This is a genomic window from Aliihoeflea sp., assembly GCF_052435475.1.
GTDB lineage: Bacteria > Pseudomonadota > Alphaproteobacteria > Rhizobiales > Rhizobiaceae > Aliihoeflea.
On record NZ_JBQVMV010000003.1, the window covers coordinates 233,820 to 247,366 of the forward strand.

Genomic DNA, 13,547 nt, shown 5'->3' on the forward strand with positions numbered 1-13,547 from the left:
ATTCGTCGGCAGTGGAGGTTGGGGGAGCAGGTGACGGTCAAGGCACTCAGGCAAATTGCAAAGGAACCCGTCGCCATCGATCCGGAGGAGGTCGAGACGCTCGTGTGTGAATGGGCGACGCTGAAATTGCTCGCGTCGCCGGACAACGGAACGAGCGAGACGATGTCGGCCGTGACGCTCTATTTCCTGCCGGGGCAGGGCCATGCGCGGCACCGGCACGAAGCGTCCGAGCAACTAATATTCATGGTCGCCGGCAAGGCAGAGATGACGATCGAATATGAGGAAGGGAAGCCGCGCACTCGCTTGATCGGCGCCGGCGAACTCGTCGTCATACCCAAGGGTGCCTTCCATTCGACCTTCAACGTCGGATGGGAGCCGGTCAGAATCCTGGCCGTCTATTCGCCCGCCGGCCCGGAGGCGGCGATGCTTGCGTCGGAGGAATTCAGGCTGCTGCCTCCCGGCGAAATCTCGCAGACTGTGCGTTCGTGAATTCGGGGCAGCGGGGCGCTGCCCGATCCAGAAAAAAGCCCGAAGGGCTCAACAACCAAGGGAACAGAATGATGGCCGCATTTCATGAATCCCGATCGACTGCCCGCCTTCTCCTCGCAGCCTCGGCGTTCGCGGTCGCGAGCCTTCTCGGCACGCCCACGCTTGCGGTTTCGCAGGAAAGCGTGACCATCCGGCTGACAAGTCCAGTGCCGCGCGGCCCCGCCCATGTCGAGGCCATCCAGTGGTGGGCGGACGAAGTCGCCAAGCGCTCGGAAGATCGCGTCAAGTTCCAGACCTTTTATGCCGGGTCGCTGATGGGCGCGCTCGAGACGTTGCCGGCGACGCGGGACGGCCGCGTCGGCGGAGGCTACATGTCGCCCGGATATTGGCCGGCCGATCTGCCGCTCTGGTCGGTCGATTCCATTCCGTTCGTGACCGATGATCCCCATGCGATGATGCTGACGTTCTATGATCTGTCGAAGAACAACGAGAGCATGCGCAAGGAATTGGAGGCGGCAGGCATCAAGCTCATGTTCATGGTGCCGGTCACGCCAGCAGTATCCGGGGTGCGCGAGCCGGTGACGGCGCTGAAGGATCTCGACGGCAAGCGCCTTCGCGTGCTCGGCTATGTCGCGAGAGCCTTCCAGACGATCGGCGTCCAGCCGGTCTCGATCGATCCCGGCCAGCAATATGAGGCCATACAGCGCGGAGCCCTCGACGGTTTCGGCAGCCTCGTCTTCGATGCCATCCCTTATTTCAAGCTGCATGAGGTCGCACCGAGCCTCTATTACACCGGCATCGGAATGTATTCCTCGGTCGGCGTCGGCATCAGTCTCGAGCTTTGGAACGGGATTCCCGAGGATCTTCAGAAAATCATGACCGAGGTCGCCGAGGAGTACATGTTCGAGCGCGAGCCTGCGGCGCTCATGGCCTATGAAGATGAAGCCTGCACCAAGCTGCTCGACGCCAAGGCGACCGTCGCGCTCGCGCCGGATACCGAGGTCGAAGCCTGGAAGGCCGAGGTGGGCGACACGATCAAGGATGCCTGGCGAGCGACCGTCCTCGAGCGGGGCGTAACGGCGGAGGTCGTGGACGCCTTCTATGCCGACTACACGGCGACGCTCGCGAAATACGAGGCGGACTCGAAATACGAGCTCGGCGTCGCGAGATGCGCGGCGCGAAGCGACTGAAGACGCCATCGATCGCCGACATTGGCACGGAGGACGCGACGTGAGACGCATGATCGACGTGCTTTCGAAGATCGGTGCGCTCGTCGCGGGCGCACTGATCATGGGGCTGATTGCGCTGACCGTGGCCGATGTGGCCTGGCGCAATCTGGGCGGTCATTCGATCCCCGGCGTTTACGAATATTCCGAAGTCATCCTCGTCGCGATCGTCTTCCTGAGCCTCGCCTGGACGCAGAAGGCCGACGCGCATGTGTCGATCGACCTGGTGACACGTGCTTTACCTGTCCGCCTCGATCGCATCGTGCGCGGCCTCGGAGTTGCCGTCGCGCTCGTCGTGCTCGCCTGGATGACGGTCGCCAGCATCGAGGCTGCCGGTGAATCATGGACGACGGGCGAGTATCGCATCGGGCTTTCGGAGGTCCCAGTCTGGCCCGCGCGCTTTGCCGTGGCGCTCGGATTATGCGCGCTTGTCCTCCAACTCGCTATCGGACTTCTGGACATTTTGAAGCGACCTGGAGGACGGTGATCGTGGACGCAACTACGGCATTGGTCGTCGCCCTCGCCACGCTGTTCGGTCTTCTTGCCGCGCGGGTTCCCGTGGCCTTCGCGCTGCTTGCGGCCGGAACGGCGGGGATTTGTCTCTTCGATGGCCCCGGACCTGCGGACAGCACGCTTGCGCGGCTGCCTTATGAATCGCCGGCGCGGTACGTCCTGATCGTCATTCCGTTCTTCGTCGCGATGGGCATCTTCGCCAAGAACGGACGCCTCGCGCTTGACGCCTACAATCTCGCCAGCCGCGGGTTGCGGGCCGTTCCGGGAGGGCTCGCCATCGCGACGGTCGCATCCTGCGCGCTCTTCGCTGCCGTCTCGGGATCGAGCGTCGCGACCATCGCCGCCCTGGGTCCGACGGCCATGCGCGAGATGCAGCGTCACGGCTACAACTCGACACTGGCCGCCGGCGTGGTGGGTGCTTCGGGCACGTTGGGCGTTCTCATTCCGCCATCCATCGCAATCGTCCTCTATGGGATCATCACCAATACCTCGATCGGTCCGCTGCTGATCGCGGGCATCATTCCCGGCATTCTCACCGCGCTCGTCTATGCGCTCGGCGTCGTCGCCGCCTGCCTCTACGACCCGCGGCTGGCGGGAAGGGGCGCGCGCGACGGCCAAGCTCCGCGATCGCTCGGCGCGGCGGCGGTCCTGCCGGAGCCTGTGCCGGCACCGCAAGCCGTCGCGAGCAATGCCTGGTCGAGTATCGTGCGCGTCGGCTTTCTGTTCGGCGTCGTCATGGGCGGCATTTATTCCGGCATCGTCACCGCCACAGAGGCAGGGGCGATCGGCGCGGTCGTCGCGCTTTTGATGATGTTGCACGACAGCCTTCGAGCGGGCGGGGTCAGGCAGGCCGTTTCCGATACCGCCGCATCCGTCATGGAAGCGGTCTCGCTGACATCGATGACGTTCATGTTGCTGATCGGCTCGGCCGTCTTCACCTATTTCCTCGTTTCGGCGGGCGTGCCGGCGGACTTCACCGCCTGGATGCTGTCCTTCGACGTGGCCCCGTGGATGGTGGTCGCGCTCCTGCTTCTCGCCTTCGTGCCGCTGGGCATGTTCCTCGATCCGATTTCGATGCTTCTCATCGGCGTCCCGCTGGCATTCCCGGTGGTCATAGGTCTCGGCTACAATCCGCTCTGGTTCGGAATCCTGGTCGTGAAAATGGTCGAGGTCGGCCTCATCACCCCGCCCTTCGGCCTCAACGCCTTTGTCGTCTCGGGCGTTTCGGGCATTCCCGTCGAACGGGCGTTCGCGGGTGTCATGTGGTTCCTGCCCCTCGAAATCATCGTGATCGTTTTGATCTTCTGTTTCCCCGAAATCGTGACCTGGCTGCCGGGGCAGATGGGGTAGGCGATGACAGGCGGCGCTCGGTATTCCCGCAGGATCGAGTTTGCAGATGGCGCGGCGCTCGCTCGATCAGACGACGGGATCGGAAAAATGCTGGGCGCGGGGCGTCGTTTGGCGAAAGGATGGGCGTGTCTCCATCCGGTCGCTGTAGCCGACAAGGTGCGGGTGCTTTTCGCGCCAGCCCAGTTCCGGAAAGCGGATGTCGAGAAACCGCAGCATTGCTCCTGCCGAAATGTCGGCAAGGCCGAACGCATTGCCGACGGCCCAGTCACGCGCGCCGACCAGTCGGCCGACCTCATTCAGTCCCCCGTCCACCTTGCGACGCTGGCGCGCGAGCCATGGGTGGCTTCGGCACGCTTCCGGCCGCTTGAGCTCCCAGAAAATGAGAACGATCGCATCGCAGATCCCGTCGCACAGAACCTCGACCCGCCGCGCCGCGATGATGTCGGTGACATTCGTCGGAAGAAGGCGCGGTCGGGGATGCGTCAGTTCGAGATATTGCAGGATCAGGCTGGATTCATAGATGCTGGTGCCGTCATCCAGGATCAGAACCGGCAATTTCTCCAGGGGATTGTAGCGCGGCGTCGAGGTGGAGGCGTCCCAAGGCACCTCGGTAACGAGGTCGAAGTGCAAGCCCTTCTCGATCAAAGCGATCCGAACTTTTCTGGCATAGGGGCTGGGGGTGGCGCTCAGGAGTTTCATCGACCCGGACCTTTTCTGGAAATTGCTGCTGCGCGACTGTGGTCAGTTCGCTGTCTGGCGACCGCCCTTGCTGCGAAACCGCTTCAGCGATGGCGGCAATTCGGGCTCTTCCCAGGCAGGAATGTTGAGCCCGACCTTCAGCAGGAGCTGGTCGAGGCGATTGCGCTCCGAGGGCGTGAGGATGTCGAGCATCTGGCTTTGCCGCTGCTCCAGAAGCGGCGTCAGTTCTGCGTAGGCCTCCCGTCCGAAATCCGTCAGGTGAAGTTCGATCAGCCGCGAGTCGGTCCTGCTCTGACGGCGCACGATCAGGCCGCTTTCCTCCAACTGGCCCACCGCCACGCTGATGCTGTTCTTCGGCCGGCTGCTGATCGCCACGATGTCCTGAGCGGTGATGCCCGGGAAATGCGCCAGACACAGCAGGATGTTGTACTGCGCCCGGCTGACCCCGGTGGCCTGCTCGAGAGCCCGGAAGAAGGGAACCGAATAGAAGTTCGCGAGCGAATTCAGCCGCCACGCCGTCGTGATCACGTGCTCGTGCAGCATCCTCTCGCGCAGCGTCGTTTCACGCGAATGGACAGCGGCGTCGGCGCCGGCTTCTGCCGGGTCGTTCGGTGGTGTCATCGGCTGTGCGCTCCTTGGCGAAATTCGTGCGAATCAACAACGAAAACGGTTCAAAATTGGACTTTACACGGTTCCGTATTGAACTTAACCTAACGTCAGCCTTTGGCAAGACCGAAACCCTGGGAGACCATCATGCGAGACGTATCGAGGCTGCTTCGGGCGGCCGGGTCCTTTGCGTGCCTATCGCTTGCGACTGTTGCATCATCGAACGCCGACGCGCGCGAGCTGCGTGTGGTCTCGGGATGGGCGACCAACTACGCCTTCACGGAGCACATCTTGAAGCCGTTCATGGCGGAGGTCGAAAAAGCCACTAATGGCGAGATCACCTTCGTTCTCAGTGGGCCGGACACGGTCGCCACCTTCGAGCAGTTCCAGCCGATGCAGGCGGGCGTATTCGACGTTCTGTTCACGCATCCCTCCTACCACGCCGGCACGACGACACTGGGTATGAGCATCGACGCGACCGCGGCCGACCCGGCAGGCCGGCGCGAGGCGGGCGTGTTCGACTTCATCGCGGACCACTACAGGACCAATCTCCAGGTCGAACTCGTGGGCGCGCCCCCGATCGGCTCGGACGGGTTCCGCATCTTCCTCAAATCGCCGATCGACGGTGAACCGGGCCTCGATGGCAGGAAGATCCGCGGCACGGCCTCGCACCAGTCGCTCGTCCGCGCCCTGGGCGGATCGCCGGTCAACATGCCCGGCGGTGAGGTTTACACCAGCCTCCAGCGCGGGGTGATCGACGGCGCCATCTGGACCACGACCGGCGTCGTCGAATTCAAGCTCAACGAAGTGGCGGACTACTATTCGGAACCAGCCTTTGGACAGGTCGGCGCACTGATCTTCTTCAACGGCGCGACCTGGGCCAGCCTCGATGACGATCAGCGCGCCGCAATCACCGCAGCCGCCAAGGCGATCGAATTGCAGTCCGTCGAGGTGTTCGACCGGCTGGGCGCCGACGAACTAGCGGAACTTCAGAAGCTTGGCATGGAAAAGGCGGACTTTTCCGAAGGCGAGGGTGCGGCGCTGGACAAATACTGGGCCGAAAGCGTCTGGGAGGCGGCTTCCGCACAGGCGGCAGAACCCGTCGCGGAACTGCGCGCGCTTGCCGCCAAGGCGGGGCTCGCGGAGTAGGTGCGACCGGGCGCGACCAGGCAAGCACAAAGCGACACGCCGGCGTGGCTCCGCGTTCTTTGCCGCGGCCTGGACATGGTGTCGACGGCAGGGCTTTGCGCGGCGGCGGCATTGCTCGCCATCATCGTGGTCTCGACCTGCTCCGATGTCGTGCTGCGCTACTTTGCAAATCGTCCCACTGAGTGGGTATCCGACTCGGTGGGGTTCTTCCTGTGCGCGGCGATCTTCCTTGCGATCCCGGAGCTCGCGCGCAGGCAGGGCCACGTCGCGATCACGATCCTGAGCGAGTACCTGTCCGTTGGGGCCAACAGAGTGCTCAATGCCGGGATCGCGATCGCGGCGTCGGCTGCCTGCCTCGTGGCGGCATGGATCGCCGGCATGGAGACGCTTCGACAATTTGCCAATGGCATCTACACGGTCGGCACGTTCACTGTTCCCAAATGGTGGATTTCCGCGTTCATCGTCGCCGGGTTCGCGCTGACGGGACTGCACTTCCTGCGCCAGGCTTTCGCCGGGCCGGCAGCGCCGGTTCCGATATCGGGTGACATCCGATGAGCGGCTGGGAAGTTCCACTGGCGGTCTTCCTGGCGTCTCTGCTCGCGTTGCTGGCTTTGGGGGTGCCGGTTTTCGTTGCCTTCATGGTCGTGAACCTCGTCGGCGTCTTCTATATTCTGGGGCCGGCGGGTTTCGGCCTGTTTGCAAACAGCGTGTTCGAGACCGCGACGGCTCATAGCCTGATCACGATCCCCCTTTTCATCCTCCTGGGCGAAATCCTGTTTCGCTCCGGCAGCGTGCAGGTGCTTTTCCGCAGCGTGGACAGGCTGGTCGGCCGGATGCCGGGTCGCCTCTATTTTCTGGTGGTGGCACTGTCGACGCTGTTCGGCGCGCTTTCCGGATCGGCGGTCGCCGTGGCGGCGATGCTGGGTCGCTCAGTTCTGCCCGACATGCTGCGCAGGAACTACGACCCGAAGCTTTCGGCGATGGTGATCATGGCCGGCGCCAGTCTCGCGCCAATCATCCCGCCCAGCCTTTTCGTCATCGTCATCGGCTCGCTGGTATTCGACGTGTCGATAGCCGGCCTCCTGATCGCGGGCATCGGTCCCGGCCTGCTGCTCGCCATGCTGATCTCGCTCTATCTGGCGGTTTCTATCGCGCGTCGGCGCCACCTGGCGCCGCTAAGCGAGCCGGACCTGCCGCGCGCGACGCTGCTCGAGGCTTTGATGGCGATCGTCCAGATGCTGCCTTTCGGGATCATCATCCTTTCGGTTCTGGGCCTGATCCTGCTGGGCGTAGCGACCCCCACGGAAGCGGCTGCGACCGGGGTCGTCGGCGCGATCATCACCGCAGCGATGTACCGTCAGCTTTCTTGGCGCGTCATCACCGAATCGCTCCTGTCGACGGCCAATCTGAGTGCGATGATCCTCATCATTCTGGCTTCTTCGAAGCTCTTCAGCCAGCTTCTGGCGTTCATGGGCGCAACGGGCGGGCTCGTCACTCTCGTCACTGGCCTCGACCTGCCGAACTGGCAAATATTCCTGCTACTGATGGTGCTGCCCCTCGTTCTGTGCATGTTTATCGATCAGATCGCATTCATGCTGTTGGCGATCCCGCTCTATGTTCCCATCGTCAAGGCCTACGGTTTCGATCCGACATGGTTCTGGACGATGTTCCTGATCAATCTGACGATCGGCAGCGTCACGCCGCCTTTCGGCTACACGCTGTTTGCACTGAAAGGCGCATCCGATGAATTGTCCCTCAAGCAGGTCTTTGCGGCATCCGGGCCGGTCGTTGTCATCTTCCTGTTCGGGATGGCGATCCTCTCGGCCTTTCCGGCCATCATCACCTGGCTGCCCCGCTATCTTTGAGGCGACTTTCATGGCCCGCTCCGGGCGGCCATTCTCATGACGACGCAGGCAATCGTTCTGCGTGCGCATGGCGATGCGGACAAACTTGCGGCCGAGACGATCGACGTTCCGCATGCGGGTCCAGGTGAAATCCGCATCAGGCAGACGGCCATCGGCGTCAATTTTCACGACGTCTACGTGCGCAATGGCAGTTACCGGACGCTGCCCTTGCCGGGCATCCCGGGCATCGAGGCCGTCGGGGTCATCGAAGAGGTCGGGGCGGGCGTCGTCGGCCACGCCGTCGGAGATCGCGTCGGGTACGTCACGGGCACCTATGGGGCATATGCCGGAATGCGTGTCCTGCCGGCCGACCTCGCCATCCCGATACCGGCGACCTTCGACGACCGGCAGGCCGCTTCGCTTCTCTTGAAAGGCATGACGGCGCAAATGCTCCTGCGGCAGGTTCATCGCGTGCAGCCCGGCGAGACGATCCTCGTCCATGCCGCTGCCGGAGGCGTCGGGCGGCTCCTGTGCCAGTGGGCGTCGCGTCTGGGCGCCACGGTCATCGGAACCGTCGGCAGCGAACAGAAGGCGAGGATCGCGCAGGCTGCCGGATGCCACCACACGGTTCTCTACCGGGAGACCGATTTCGCCCCCGCCGTCATGGAACTGACCGCAGGCGCCGGCGTCGACGTCGTCTATGATTCAGTCGGCAAGGACACGTTCGATGGTTCGCTCGCCGTCCTCGGCCCGCTGGGTCATCTGGTCAATTTCGGCCAGGCGTCTGGCCCGGTTCCGCCCTTCGAGGTAAGCCGGCTTGCCGCCCGCTCGAATTCGCTGACGCGGCCGATCATCTTCCACTACCTCGCCGATCCCGCCCGCCGCAACGCCATGGCCGCCGATCTCTTCACCGCGCTCGAGGCTGGCATCCTGTCGGCGCCCGACTGCGAGACCCTCCCGCTTAGCCACGCCGCGGACGCGCACCGCCGGCTGGAATCGCGCCTGGCCGGCGGTGCGGTCGTTCTCGTTCCGGAAGGCGGATAGGCACATAGCTCAACCTTGCCGCAAGGGCGCAGAGCCTTGCCCCAGTTGCCGTCCAAATGCCGGCCCGCTTGGACAGCGGGTTGCTGTCAGGCCACCTTTCGCTTCTCGCTAAAGGCGATGTCGCCAACCACCCGCACGCGCACGCGGCGGGCGTCGCCCGGCAGATAAGCGATCGGGATGTCTTCGGTCTCGAGGGTCGTGATCGTGCCGGGTTGCGCACCTGCTTCGATCGCGCGTTCGCGCGCGAGCTTCTCGGCCTCGGCAATGGCCGCATCGCGGGAGAGGCCGGAGAAGACCTGGTCGACCTCGCCGGAAACCTGCGCCATCGCCGCGCCAAGCGCGTTGGCGACGCCGGCATGCTCGACGCGCAAGACCTCGCGCACGCCCGCAAGCTTCTCGGGAATGAGGAACGAGCCGCCGCCGACGGCGATGAGCTGGACGCCATCGGCCGACGTTTTCATGCGGTCGACACTGTCCTCGACCATCTTCTCGATACGCTTCAGGAGCGTCGAGACGGTCGATGAGTCGAGGTGCTTGACGCGGTTACGGTCTCCGATCTCGACGAGCCCCGCTGCCACGGCAACGTCCGTGGTCGTCAACGTCGAGCCACCGAATACCAGTGCTTCACTGGTAATTCGGTAGCCGACGCTGCGCGGTCCGATCGTGCCCCGATCGAGATCGATGATGGTGCCGCCGCCCAGCGCCATCGGAAGAAGGTCCGGCATGCGGAAGAGGGTGCGCACGCCGCCCACTTCCACGACATTGTTCGCCTCGCGCGGGAACCCGCCGACGAGACAGCCGATGTCGCTGGTCGTGCCGCCGACATCGACCACCATGGCCTCCTTGAGGCCAGTAAGGAAAGCTGCGCCGCGCATCGAATTGGTCGGGCCGGAGGCGAAACTGTAGACCGGGTTCGCGGCCGCGATTTCGGCCAGCACGACGGTGCCGTCGTTCTGCGTCAGGTAGAAGGGCGCGTGGACGCCCGATTCCTTCAGCGCCTGGCCGAAGGCGCCGACCGTGCGCTGCCCGAGACCTTGCAGGGCGGCGTTGAGGAGCGTGACGTTCTCGCGTTCCAGAAGCCCGATCCGGCCGAGCGTGTGCGACAGGGTAATGCGCGCATCGGGCATGACCTGGCGCACGATCTCTGCCGCCTCGACCTCGCATTCGGTGGTCAGCGGCGAGAACAGCGCCGTGATGCCCACCGACTGGATGCCCGCGTCGCGGATCTTCATCGCCGCCTCGCGCACCGCATCGCGGTCGAGCGGGACGAGCGGACGGCCGTCATATTCGTGGCCGCCCTCGACCATGAAGGTCATCGGCTCGACGGATTCGCGCAGATCGTCCGGCCAGTCCACCATCGGCGGCAGCGAGGCGCCGGCCGGCATGGCGATGCGGATGGCAGCAATGCGTTCGAGCCGCGCACGTTCGACGACCGCATTGGTGAAATGGGTCGTTCCGATCATCACCGCGTCGACCGGAGCGGCGTGAGCCGGCTGGCTCGCCGTGACGTGGCGGATCGCGTCGACGACGCCCTTCATCACGTCCGAAGTGGTGGGGAACTTGATGGCGGAAAGAACGGTCTCGCCGTCGATGAGGACGGCGTCCGTATTGGTGCCGCCGACGTCAATGCCGATACGCTTCATGATGCAAATACCGATTTGAATTCGAGGTCGTAGCCGAAGGCGCGGGGGCCGACATGTTCGAGGCCCTTCGGTGTCTGCAGGACGGCAGGTGCGGGCAGGGCGACGGCGGTGACGCGTTGACCGTAGCGCACCGTCTCGGTGCCGATCGCTTCGCCCGACACCGCGTCGAGCAGGCAGATGAGGTCGGGCGTCATGGCGATGGGCTGGCCATCGCGGAAGGCAACGGCCCACTCGTTCTGGAACGACAATTCGAAGCTGGCGCCGCGATCGTTGTCGAGTCCCTCGATCTTCGCCGCGCCGCGCAGGAAGCCGCCGGTCGTGGTCCGGTCGACGTCGGTGACCTTGCCCTTGAAGAGCTCGATCCCGCCTTCATGTTCCAGAACGGCGGCGACGGGGTCGGCATGTCGGGCGCGCGCATCGAGGACGGCGCGGCCAAGGCTGGTCGCCTTGGTGACCGTGTGGAGAACACCCCAATCCTTCACCTCGCGGCCGGTGCGCGGTGCCTTGCAGGTCGCGGACGTGGAGCCGACTTCGGTGCAGACCTTGCGCGAGATGCGCTCCATCCACTTCCAGCTCGCAGCCTTGGCGACGATCGCCTCGTTGTCGCGGCAGTCGACGAGCGTCAGCGGATACATCTGCAGGTCGCCGATGGCGAAGGACGTCATCTGCGCTTCCGGGTAGGCGCGGCCCATCGCGTCTGCATCGACGACCGGGATGTCGAGCATTGCGCCGGCAAGGAATGGCGACAGCGCGTTGCCGCCACCAATCTCGACGCTCATGACGGCGCGAAACGGCTTGCCAGTATATTCTTCCATCAGCTTCATCGCGCGGGCGAGATGGGCCGGATCGACGAGCCGTTCCTGACCGACGAGCGGTGCGCCCATCTTGGAGACGACTGCAACCGCGTCATTGTCGTCGAGCGCGAGCGGATCGATCAGTCGGCACTTCTTGCCGTCGCGATAGAGCTTTTTCAGGTTGAGCTGCGCCAGATAGGGGCTGCCGCCGCCGCCCGTTCCCAATATCCAGGCACCCACGGCAAGCGGATCGATCTCGTCCGCCTCGAAGTCACGCGTCATGTCTTGCCTCCAAATAATCGGCTAGAAGCTAGCTTCGAGAACGGGCCGACAATATAAGGAACTGCCCCTAGATTGCGCTTGCCCACGAATTGAGCAGGTCGCAAGGGACGGACAAGGAGCCACACGTCACGTGACCATGCAGGATATGAGCTCGGGAGCGATATCGCCGAAAAAGGTGATGTTCGTCAGCGTCGGGCAGACGCCGCGTGCCGACCTCATCGGAGAAATGCTGGCCAATCTGGACATGCCTATCGAGGCGATCGAACTTGGCGCGCTGGATGGGTTGTTGCCTTGGGAAATCGATGATCTGCGTGTGCGTCAGGGCGAGACGAGCATCGTGACGCGGCTGGCCGACAACAGCGAGATCGTCGTTTCCAAGCCCCGGATCGGCGAGCGCATGGCGCAACTCGTTGCTGGCTTCAAGCCGAACGAGTTCGATCTGGTCGTGATCTTGTCGACCGGTCTGTTTCGCGATTTCGAAAGCACCTGCCCGACCGTCAACGCCCAGCGGGCGCTGGAATCGGCCGTCATCTCGCTCGCTGCCCAGGGCTCGTCCGTCGGGCTGATCCAGCCACTGGAGCAGCAGATCGACGAACTCGAAATCCCGGCGCTCGACCCCTACCGGATCACGGCGAGCTATGCCGTGGACGGTGACCGGGCTTCGCTGGCGCGCGCGCTGTTCGACCTTGCCGAATGCGAGATCATCGTCCTGAATTCAGTCAGTTTTTCCGAATCCGACCGCGAAATGGCGGCGAAGGTAACCGGCAAGCCCGTGGTGCTGGCGCGGCGAATCATCTCCAGCGCGATCCGGCTTCTGCTCTATCGGCCGCAGCCGATCAGCTTGCCGGGCATGTCCGGCGAGTTCGCCGAACGCGTCAATCGTCTGACGCCGCGCGAGCGGCAGGTCATGTCGCTGGCCGCCGAAGGCCTGTCCAACAAGGCGATCGCGCGCCAGCTCGGCATCAGCCCGAAGACCGTCGAAATCCATCGCTCGCACGTCATGGCGAAGATGGAGGTGACGTCTTCGGCCGCCCTGATCCGCCTGGTCGTCCAGGCGGGCCATCCCTGACCGCTGCCGGGGAATCGGGCAGGCCAATGCGTGCCAATGCGGCAGTCAGGGCAGGCAGATTGCGCTTCACCTAGGGGGAGTTCCCTATAGTCCGCCGGACTTTTTGACGGCTAGGCTTCAGCATTCGATTGCCTGAGGACCCGAGCTGCATGTCGCGCATTTCACGTATCGCCTTCGTCACGATCGGCCAGACGCCGCGTTCCGACATCGTGCCCGAAATGATGGCCGAGATCGCCGCGGGCCTTGAGACACAGCCTTCCTATGAGGAGTTCGGCGTGCTCGACGGGCTCGAGGGTGCCGATCTTGAAGCCTTTCTCGCCAAAGACGGCGAGCATTCTTTCGCGACGCGGCTTGCCTCGGGCGAAGAGATCGTCTCGTCGAAGGCACGCACCGAAGAACGGCTCAACGAACTCTTGGCCGAGATCGACGGCAAGGGATTCGACATCGTCGTGCTCCTTTGCACCGGCACGCGCATCGATCCTTTGAAGAACACGCTCGTGGTCGAGGCGCAGCGGATCGTGGACTCCACGGTCGAGGCACTGGCTGCTTCCTGCCGCAATCTGGGCGTCATCCTGCCGCTGGAGCGTCAGGTGGCCGAATTCGGCCAGCGCCATGTCTTCGCCGGCAATCCGACGGTCGTATCGGCCTCGCCCTATTCGGGCGGCGGCATGGCCACTGGCGCAAAAGGCGTCGCCGACTGCGATCTCGTGGTGATGCACTGCATGGGCTACACGGCCGCCATGCTCGACGAGGTTCGCGGCGCGGTTGACGCGCCGGTGCTGCTGTCGCGCCGCGTCGTCGCGGGCGTCGTGCGCCAGATGATCTGAAACCGAATGATT

14 protein-coding genes are annotated in these 13,547 nt (G+C 64.1%); 10 read left to right on the forward strand and 4 right to left on the reverse strand.

What is annotated here, in order from left to right; translation table 11 throughout:
• Positions 1-30: 30 nt before the first annotated feature.
• The 4 genes from ACT6QU_RS06600 (at position 31) to ACT6QU_RS06615 (ending at position 3,578) form a co-directional block, all read left to right on the forward strand.
• Positions 31-489: a cupin domain-containing protein gene (locus tag ACT6QU_RS06600; protein WP_152529557.1), complete on the forward strand. Its 459-nt coding sequence runs from the start codon at positions 31-33 to the stop codon at positions 487-489.
• A gap of 71 nt (positions 490-560) precedes the next feature.
• Positions 561-1,679 carry a TRAP transporter substrate-binding protein DctP gene (dctP, locus tag ACT6QU_RS06605; RefSeq protein ID WP_444563314.1) on the forward strand — a complete coding sequence of 373 codons (1,119 nt, stop codon included), beginning with the start codon at positions 561-563 and terminating at the stop codon, positions 1,677-1,679.
• 49 nt (positions 1,680-1,728) lie between these two features.
• Positions 1,729-2,202, forward strand: a complete 474-nt coding sequence (locus ACT6QU_RS06610) for a TRAP transporter small permease subunit (protein ID WP_444563430.1) — start codon at positions 1,729-1,731, stop codon at positions 2,200-2,202.
• A gap of 2 nt (positions 2,203-2,204) precedes the next feature.
• On the forward strand, positions 2,205-3,578 hold the full coding sequence (locus tag ACT6QU_RS06615) for a TRAP transporter large permease (RefSeq protein WP_444563313.1): 1,374 nt from the start codon (positions 2,205-2,207) through the stop codon (positions 3,576-3,578).
• Positions 3,579-3,644: 66 nt separating this feature from the next.
• On the opposite strand, the gene ACT6QU_RS06620 is transcribed toward ACT6QU_RS06615, so the two are convergent.
• Both ACT6QU_RS06620 and ACT6QU_RS06625 read right to left on the reverse strand, forming a co-directional pair.
• A complete protein-coding gene (locus ACT6QU_RS06620) occupies positions 3,645-4,277 on the reverse strand; it encodes a glutathione S-transferase N-terminal domain-containing protein (protein WP_444563312.1) in 633 nt (210 codons plus the stop codon).
• A 42-nt stretch (positions 4,278-4,319) separates the two neighbouring features.
• Complete coding sequence (locus tag ACT6QU_RS06625) at positions 4,320-4,898, reverse strand: MarR family winged helix-turn-helix transcriptional regulator (RefSeq protein ID WP_444563311.1); 579 nt, start codon at positions 4,896-4,898, stop codon at positions 4,320-4,322.
• Positions 4,899-5,030: 132 nt separating this feature from the next.
• On the opposite strand from ACT6QU_RS06625, the gene dctP (ACT6QU_RS06630) reads away from it, so the two are divergent.
• From dctP (ACT6QU_RS06630) to ACT6QU_RS06645, 4 genes are all read left to right on the forward strand, one after another.
• Complete coding sequence (gene dctP, locus ACT6QU_RS06630; protein ID WP_444563310.1) at positions 5,031-6,032, forward strand: TRAP transporter substrate-binding protein DctP; 1,002 nt, start codon at positions 5,031-5,033, stop codon at positions 6,030-6,032.
• A gap of 111 nt (positions 6,033-6,143) precedes the next feature.
• A complete protein-coding gene (locus ACT6QU_RS06635) occupies positions 6,144-6,587 on the forward strand; it encodes a TRAP transporter small permease (protein ID WP_444563309.1) in 444 nt (147 codons plus the stop codon).
• Positions 6,584-7,897: a TRAP transporter large permease gene (locus tag ACT6QU_RS06640; RefSeq protein ID WP_444563308.1), complete on the forward strand. Its 1,314-nt coding sequence runs from the start codon at positions 6,584-6,586 to the stop codon at positions 7,895-7,897. Before ACT6QU_RS06635 ends, ACT6QU_RS06640 begins: the two co-directional genes overlap by 4 nt.
• Positions 7,898-7,933: 36 nt before the next feature.
• Positions 7,934-8,920, forward strand: coding sequence for a quinone oxidoreductase family protein (locus tag ACT6QU_RS06645; RefSeq protein ID WP_444563307.1), 987 nt, complete (start codon positions 7,934-7,936; stop codon positions 8,918-8,920).
• An 86-nt stretch (positions 8,921-9,006) separates the two neighbouring features.
• Here ACT6QU_RS06645 and ACT6QU_RS06650 read toward each other — a convergent pair whose 3' ends face one another.
• The gene (locus ACT6QU_RS06650) at positions 9,007-10,563 is read right to left on the reverse strand and encodes a hydantoinase/oxoprolinase N-terminal domain-containing protein (protein WP_444563306.1); all 1,557 of its coding nucleotides are present in this window, start codon (positions 10,561-10,563) and stop codon (positions 9,007-9,009) included.
• Complete coding sequence (locus ACT6QU_RS06655; RefSeq protein ID WP_444563305.1) at positions 10,560-11,639, reverse strand: DUF917 domain-containing protein; 1,080 nt, start codon at positions 11,637-11,639, stop codon at positions 10,560-10,562. The genes ACT6QU_RS06650 and ACT6QU_RS06655 overlap by 4 nt, the downstream gene beginning before the upstream one ends.
• Positions 11,640-11,775: 136 nt before the next feature.
• Between ACT6QU_RS06655 and ACT6QU_RS06660 the strand changes: the two genes are divergently transcribed.
• Positions 11,776-12,708: an AroM family protein gene (locus ACT6QU_RS06660; protein ID WP_444563429.1), complete on the forward strand. Its 933-nt coding sequence runs from the start codon at positions 11,776-11,778 to the stop codon at positions 12,706-12,708.
• A gap of 149 nt (positions 12,709-12,857) precedes the next feature.
• Positions 12,858-13,535, forward strand: coding sequence for an AroM family protein (locus ACT6QU_RS06665; protein ID WP_444563304.1), 678 nt, complete (start codon positions 12,858-12,860; stop codon positions 13,533-13,535).
• Positions 13,536-13,547 lie beyond the last annotated feature (12 nt).

Bases quoted from the DNA above. Each gene is read 5' to 3' on its own strand.
- dctP (WP_444563314.1), top strand. From the start codon at position 561: ATGGCCGCATTTCATGAATCCCGATCGACTGCCCGCCTTCTCCTCGCA.
- ACT6QU_RS06610 (WP_444563430.1), top strand. From the start codon at position 1,729: ATGATCGACGTGCTTTCGAAGATCGGTGCGCTCGTCGCGGGCGCACTG.
- ACT6QU_RS06620 (WP_444563312.1), bottom strand. From the start codon at position 4,277: ATGAAACTCCTGAGCGCCACCCCCAGCCCCTATGCCAGAAAAGTTCGG.
- ACT6QU_RS06625 (WP_444563311.1), bottom strand. From the start codon at position 4,898: ATGACACCACCGAACGACCCGGCAGAAGCCGGCGCCGACGCCGCTGTC.
- dctP (WP_444563310.1), top strand. From the start codon at position 5,031: ATGCGAGACGTATCGAGGCTGCTTCGGGCGGCCGGGTCCTTTGCGTGC.
- ACT6QU_RS06640 (WP_444563308.1), top strand. From the start codon at position 6,584: ATGAGCGGCTGGGAAGTTCCACTGGCGGTCTTCCTGGCGTCTCTGCTC.
- ACT6QU_RS06645 (WP_444563307.1), top strand. From the start codon at position 7,934: ATGACGACGCAGGCAATCGTTCTGCGTGCGCATGGCGATGCGGACAAA.
- ACT6QU_RS06650 (WP_444563306.1), bottom strand. From the start codon at position 10,563: ATGAAGCGTATCGGCATTGACGTCGGCGGCACCAATACGGACGCCGTC.
- ACT6QU_RS06655 (WP_444563305.1), bottom strand. From the start codon at position 11,639: ATGACGCGTGACTTCGAGGCGGACGAGATCGATCCGCTTGCCGTGGGT.
- ACT6QU_RS06660 (WP_444563429.1), top strand. From the start codon at position 11,776: ATGCAGGATATGAGCTCGGGAGCGATATCGCCGAAAAAGGTGATGTTC.
- ACT6QU_RS06665 (WP_444563304.1), top strand. From the start codon at position 12,858: ATGTCGCGCATTTCACGTATCGCCTTCGTCACGATCGGCCAGACGCCG.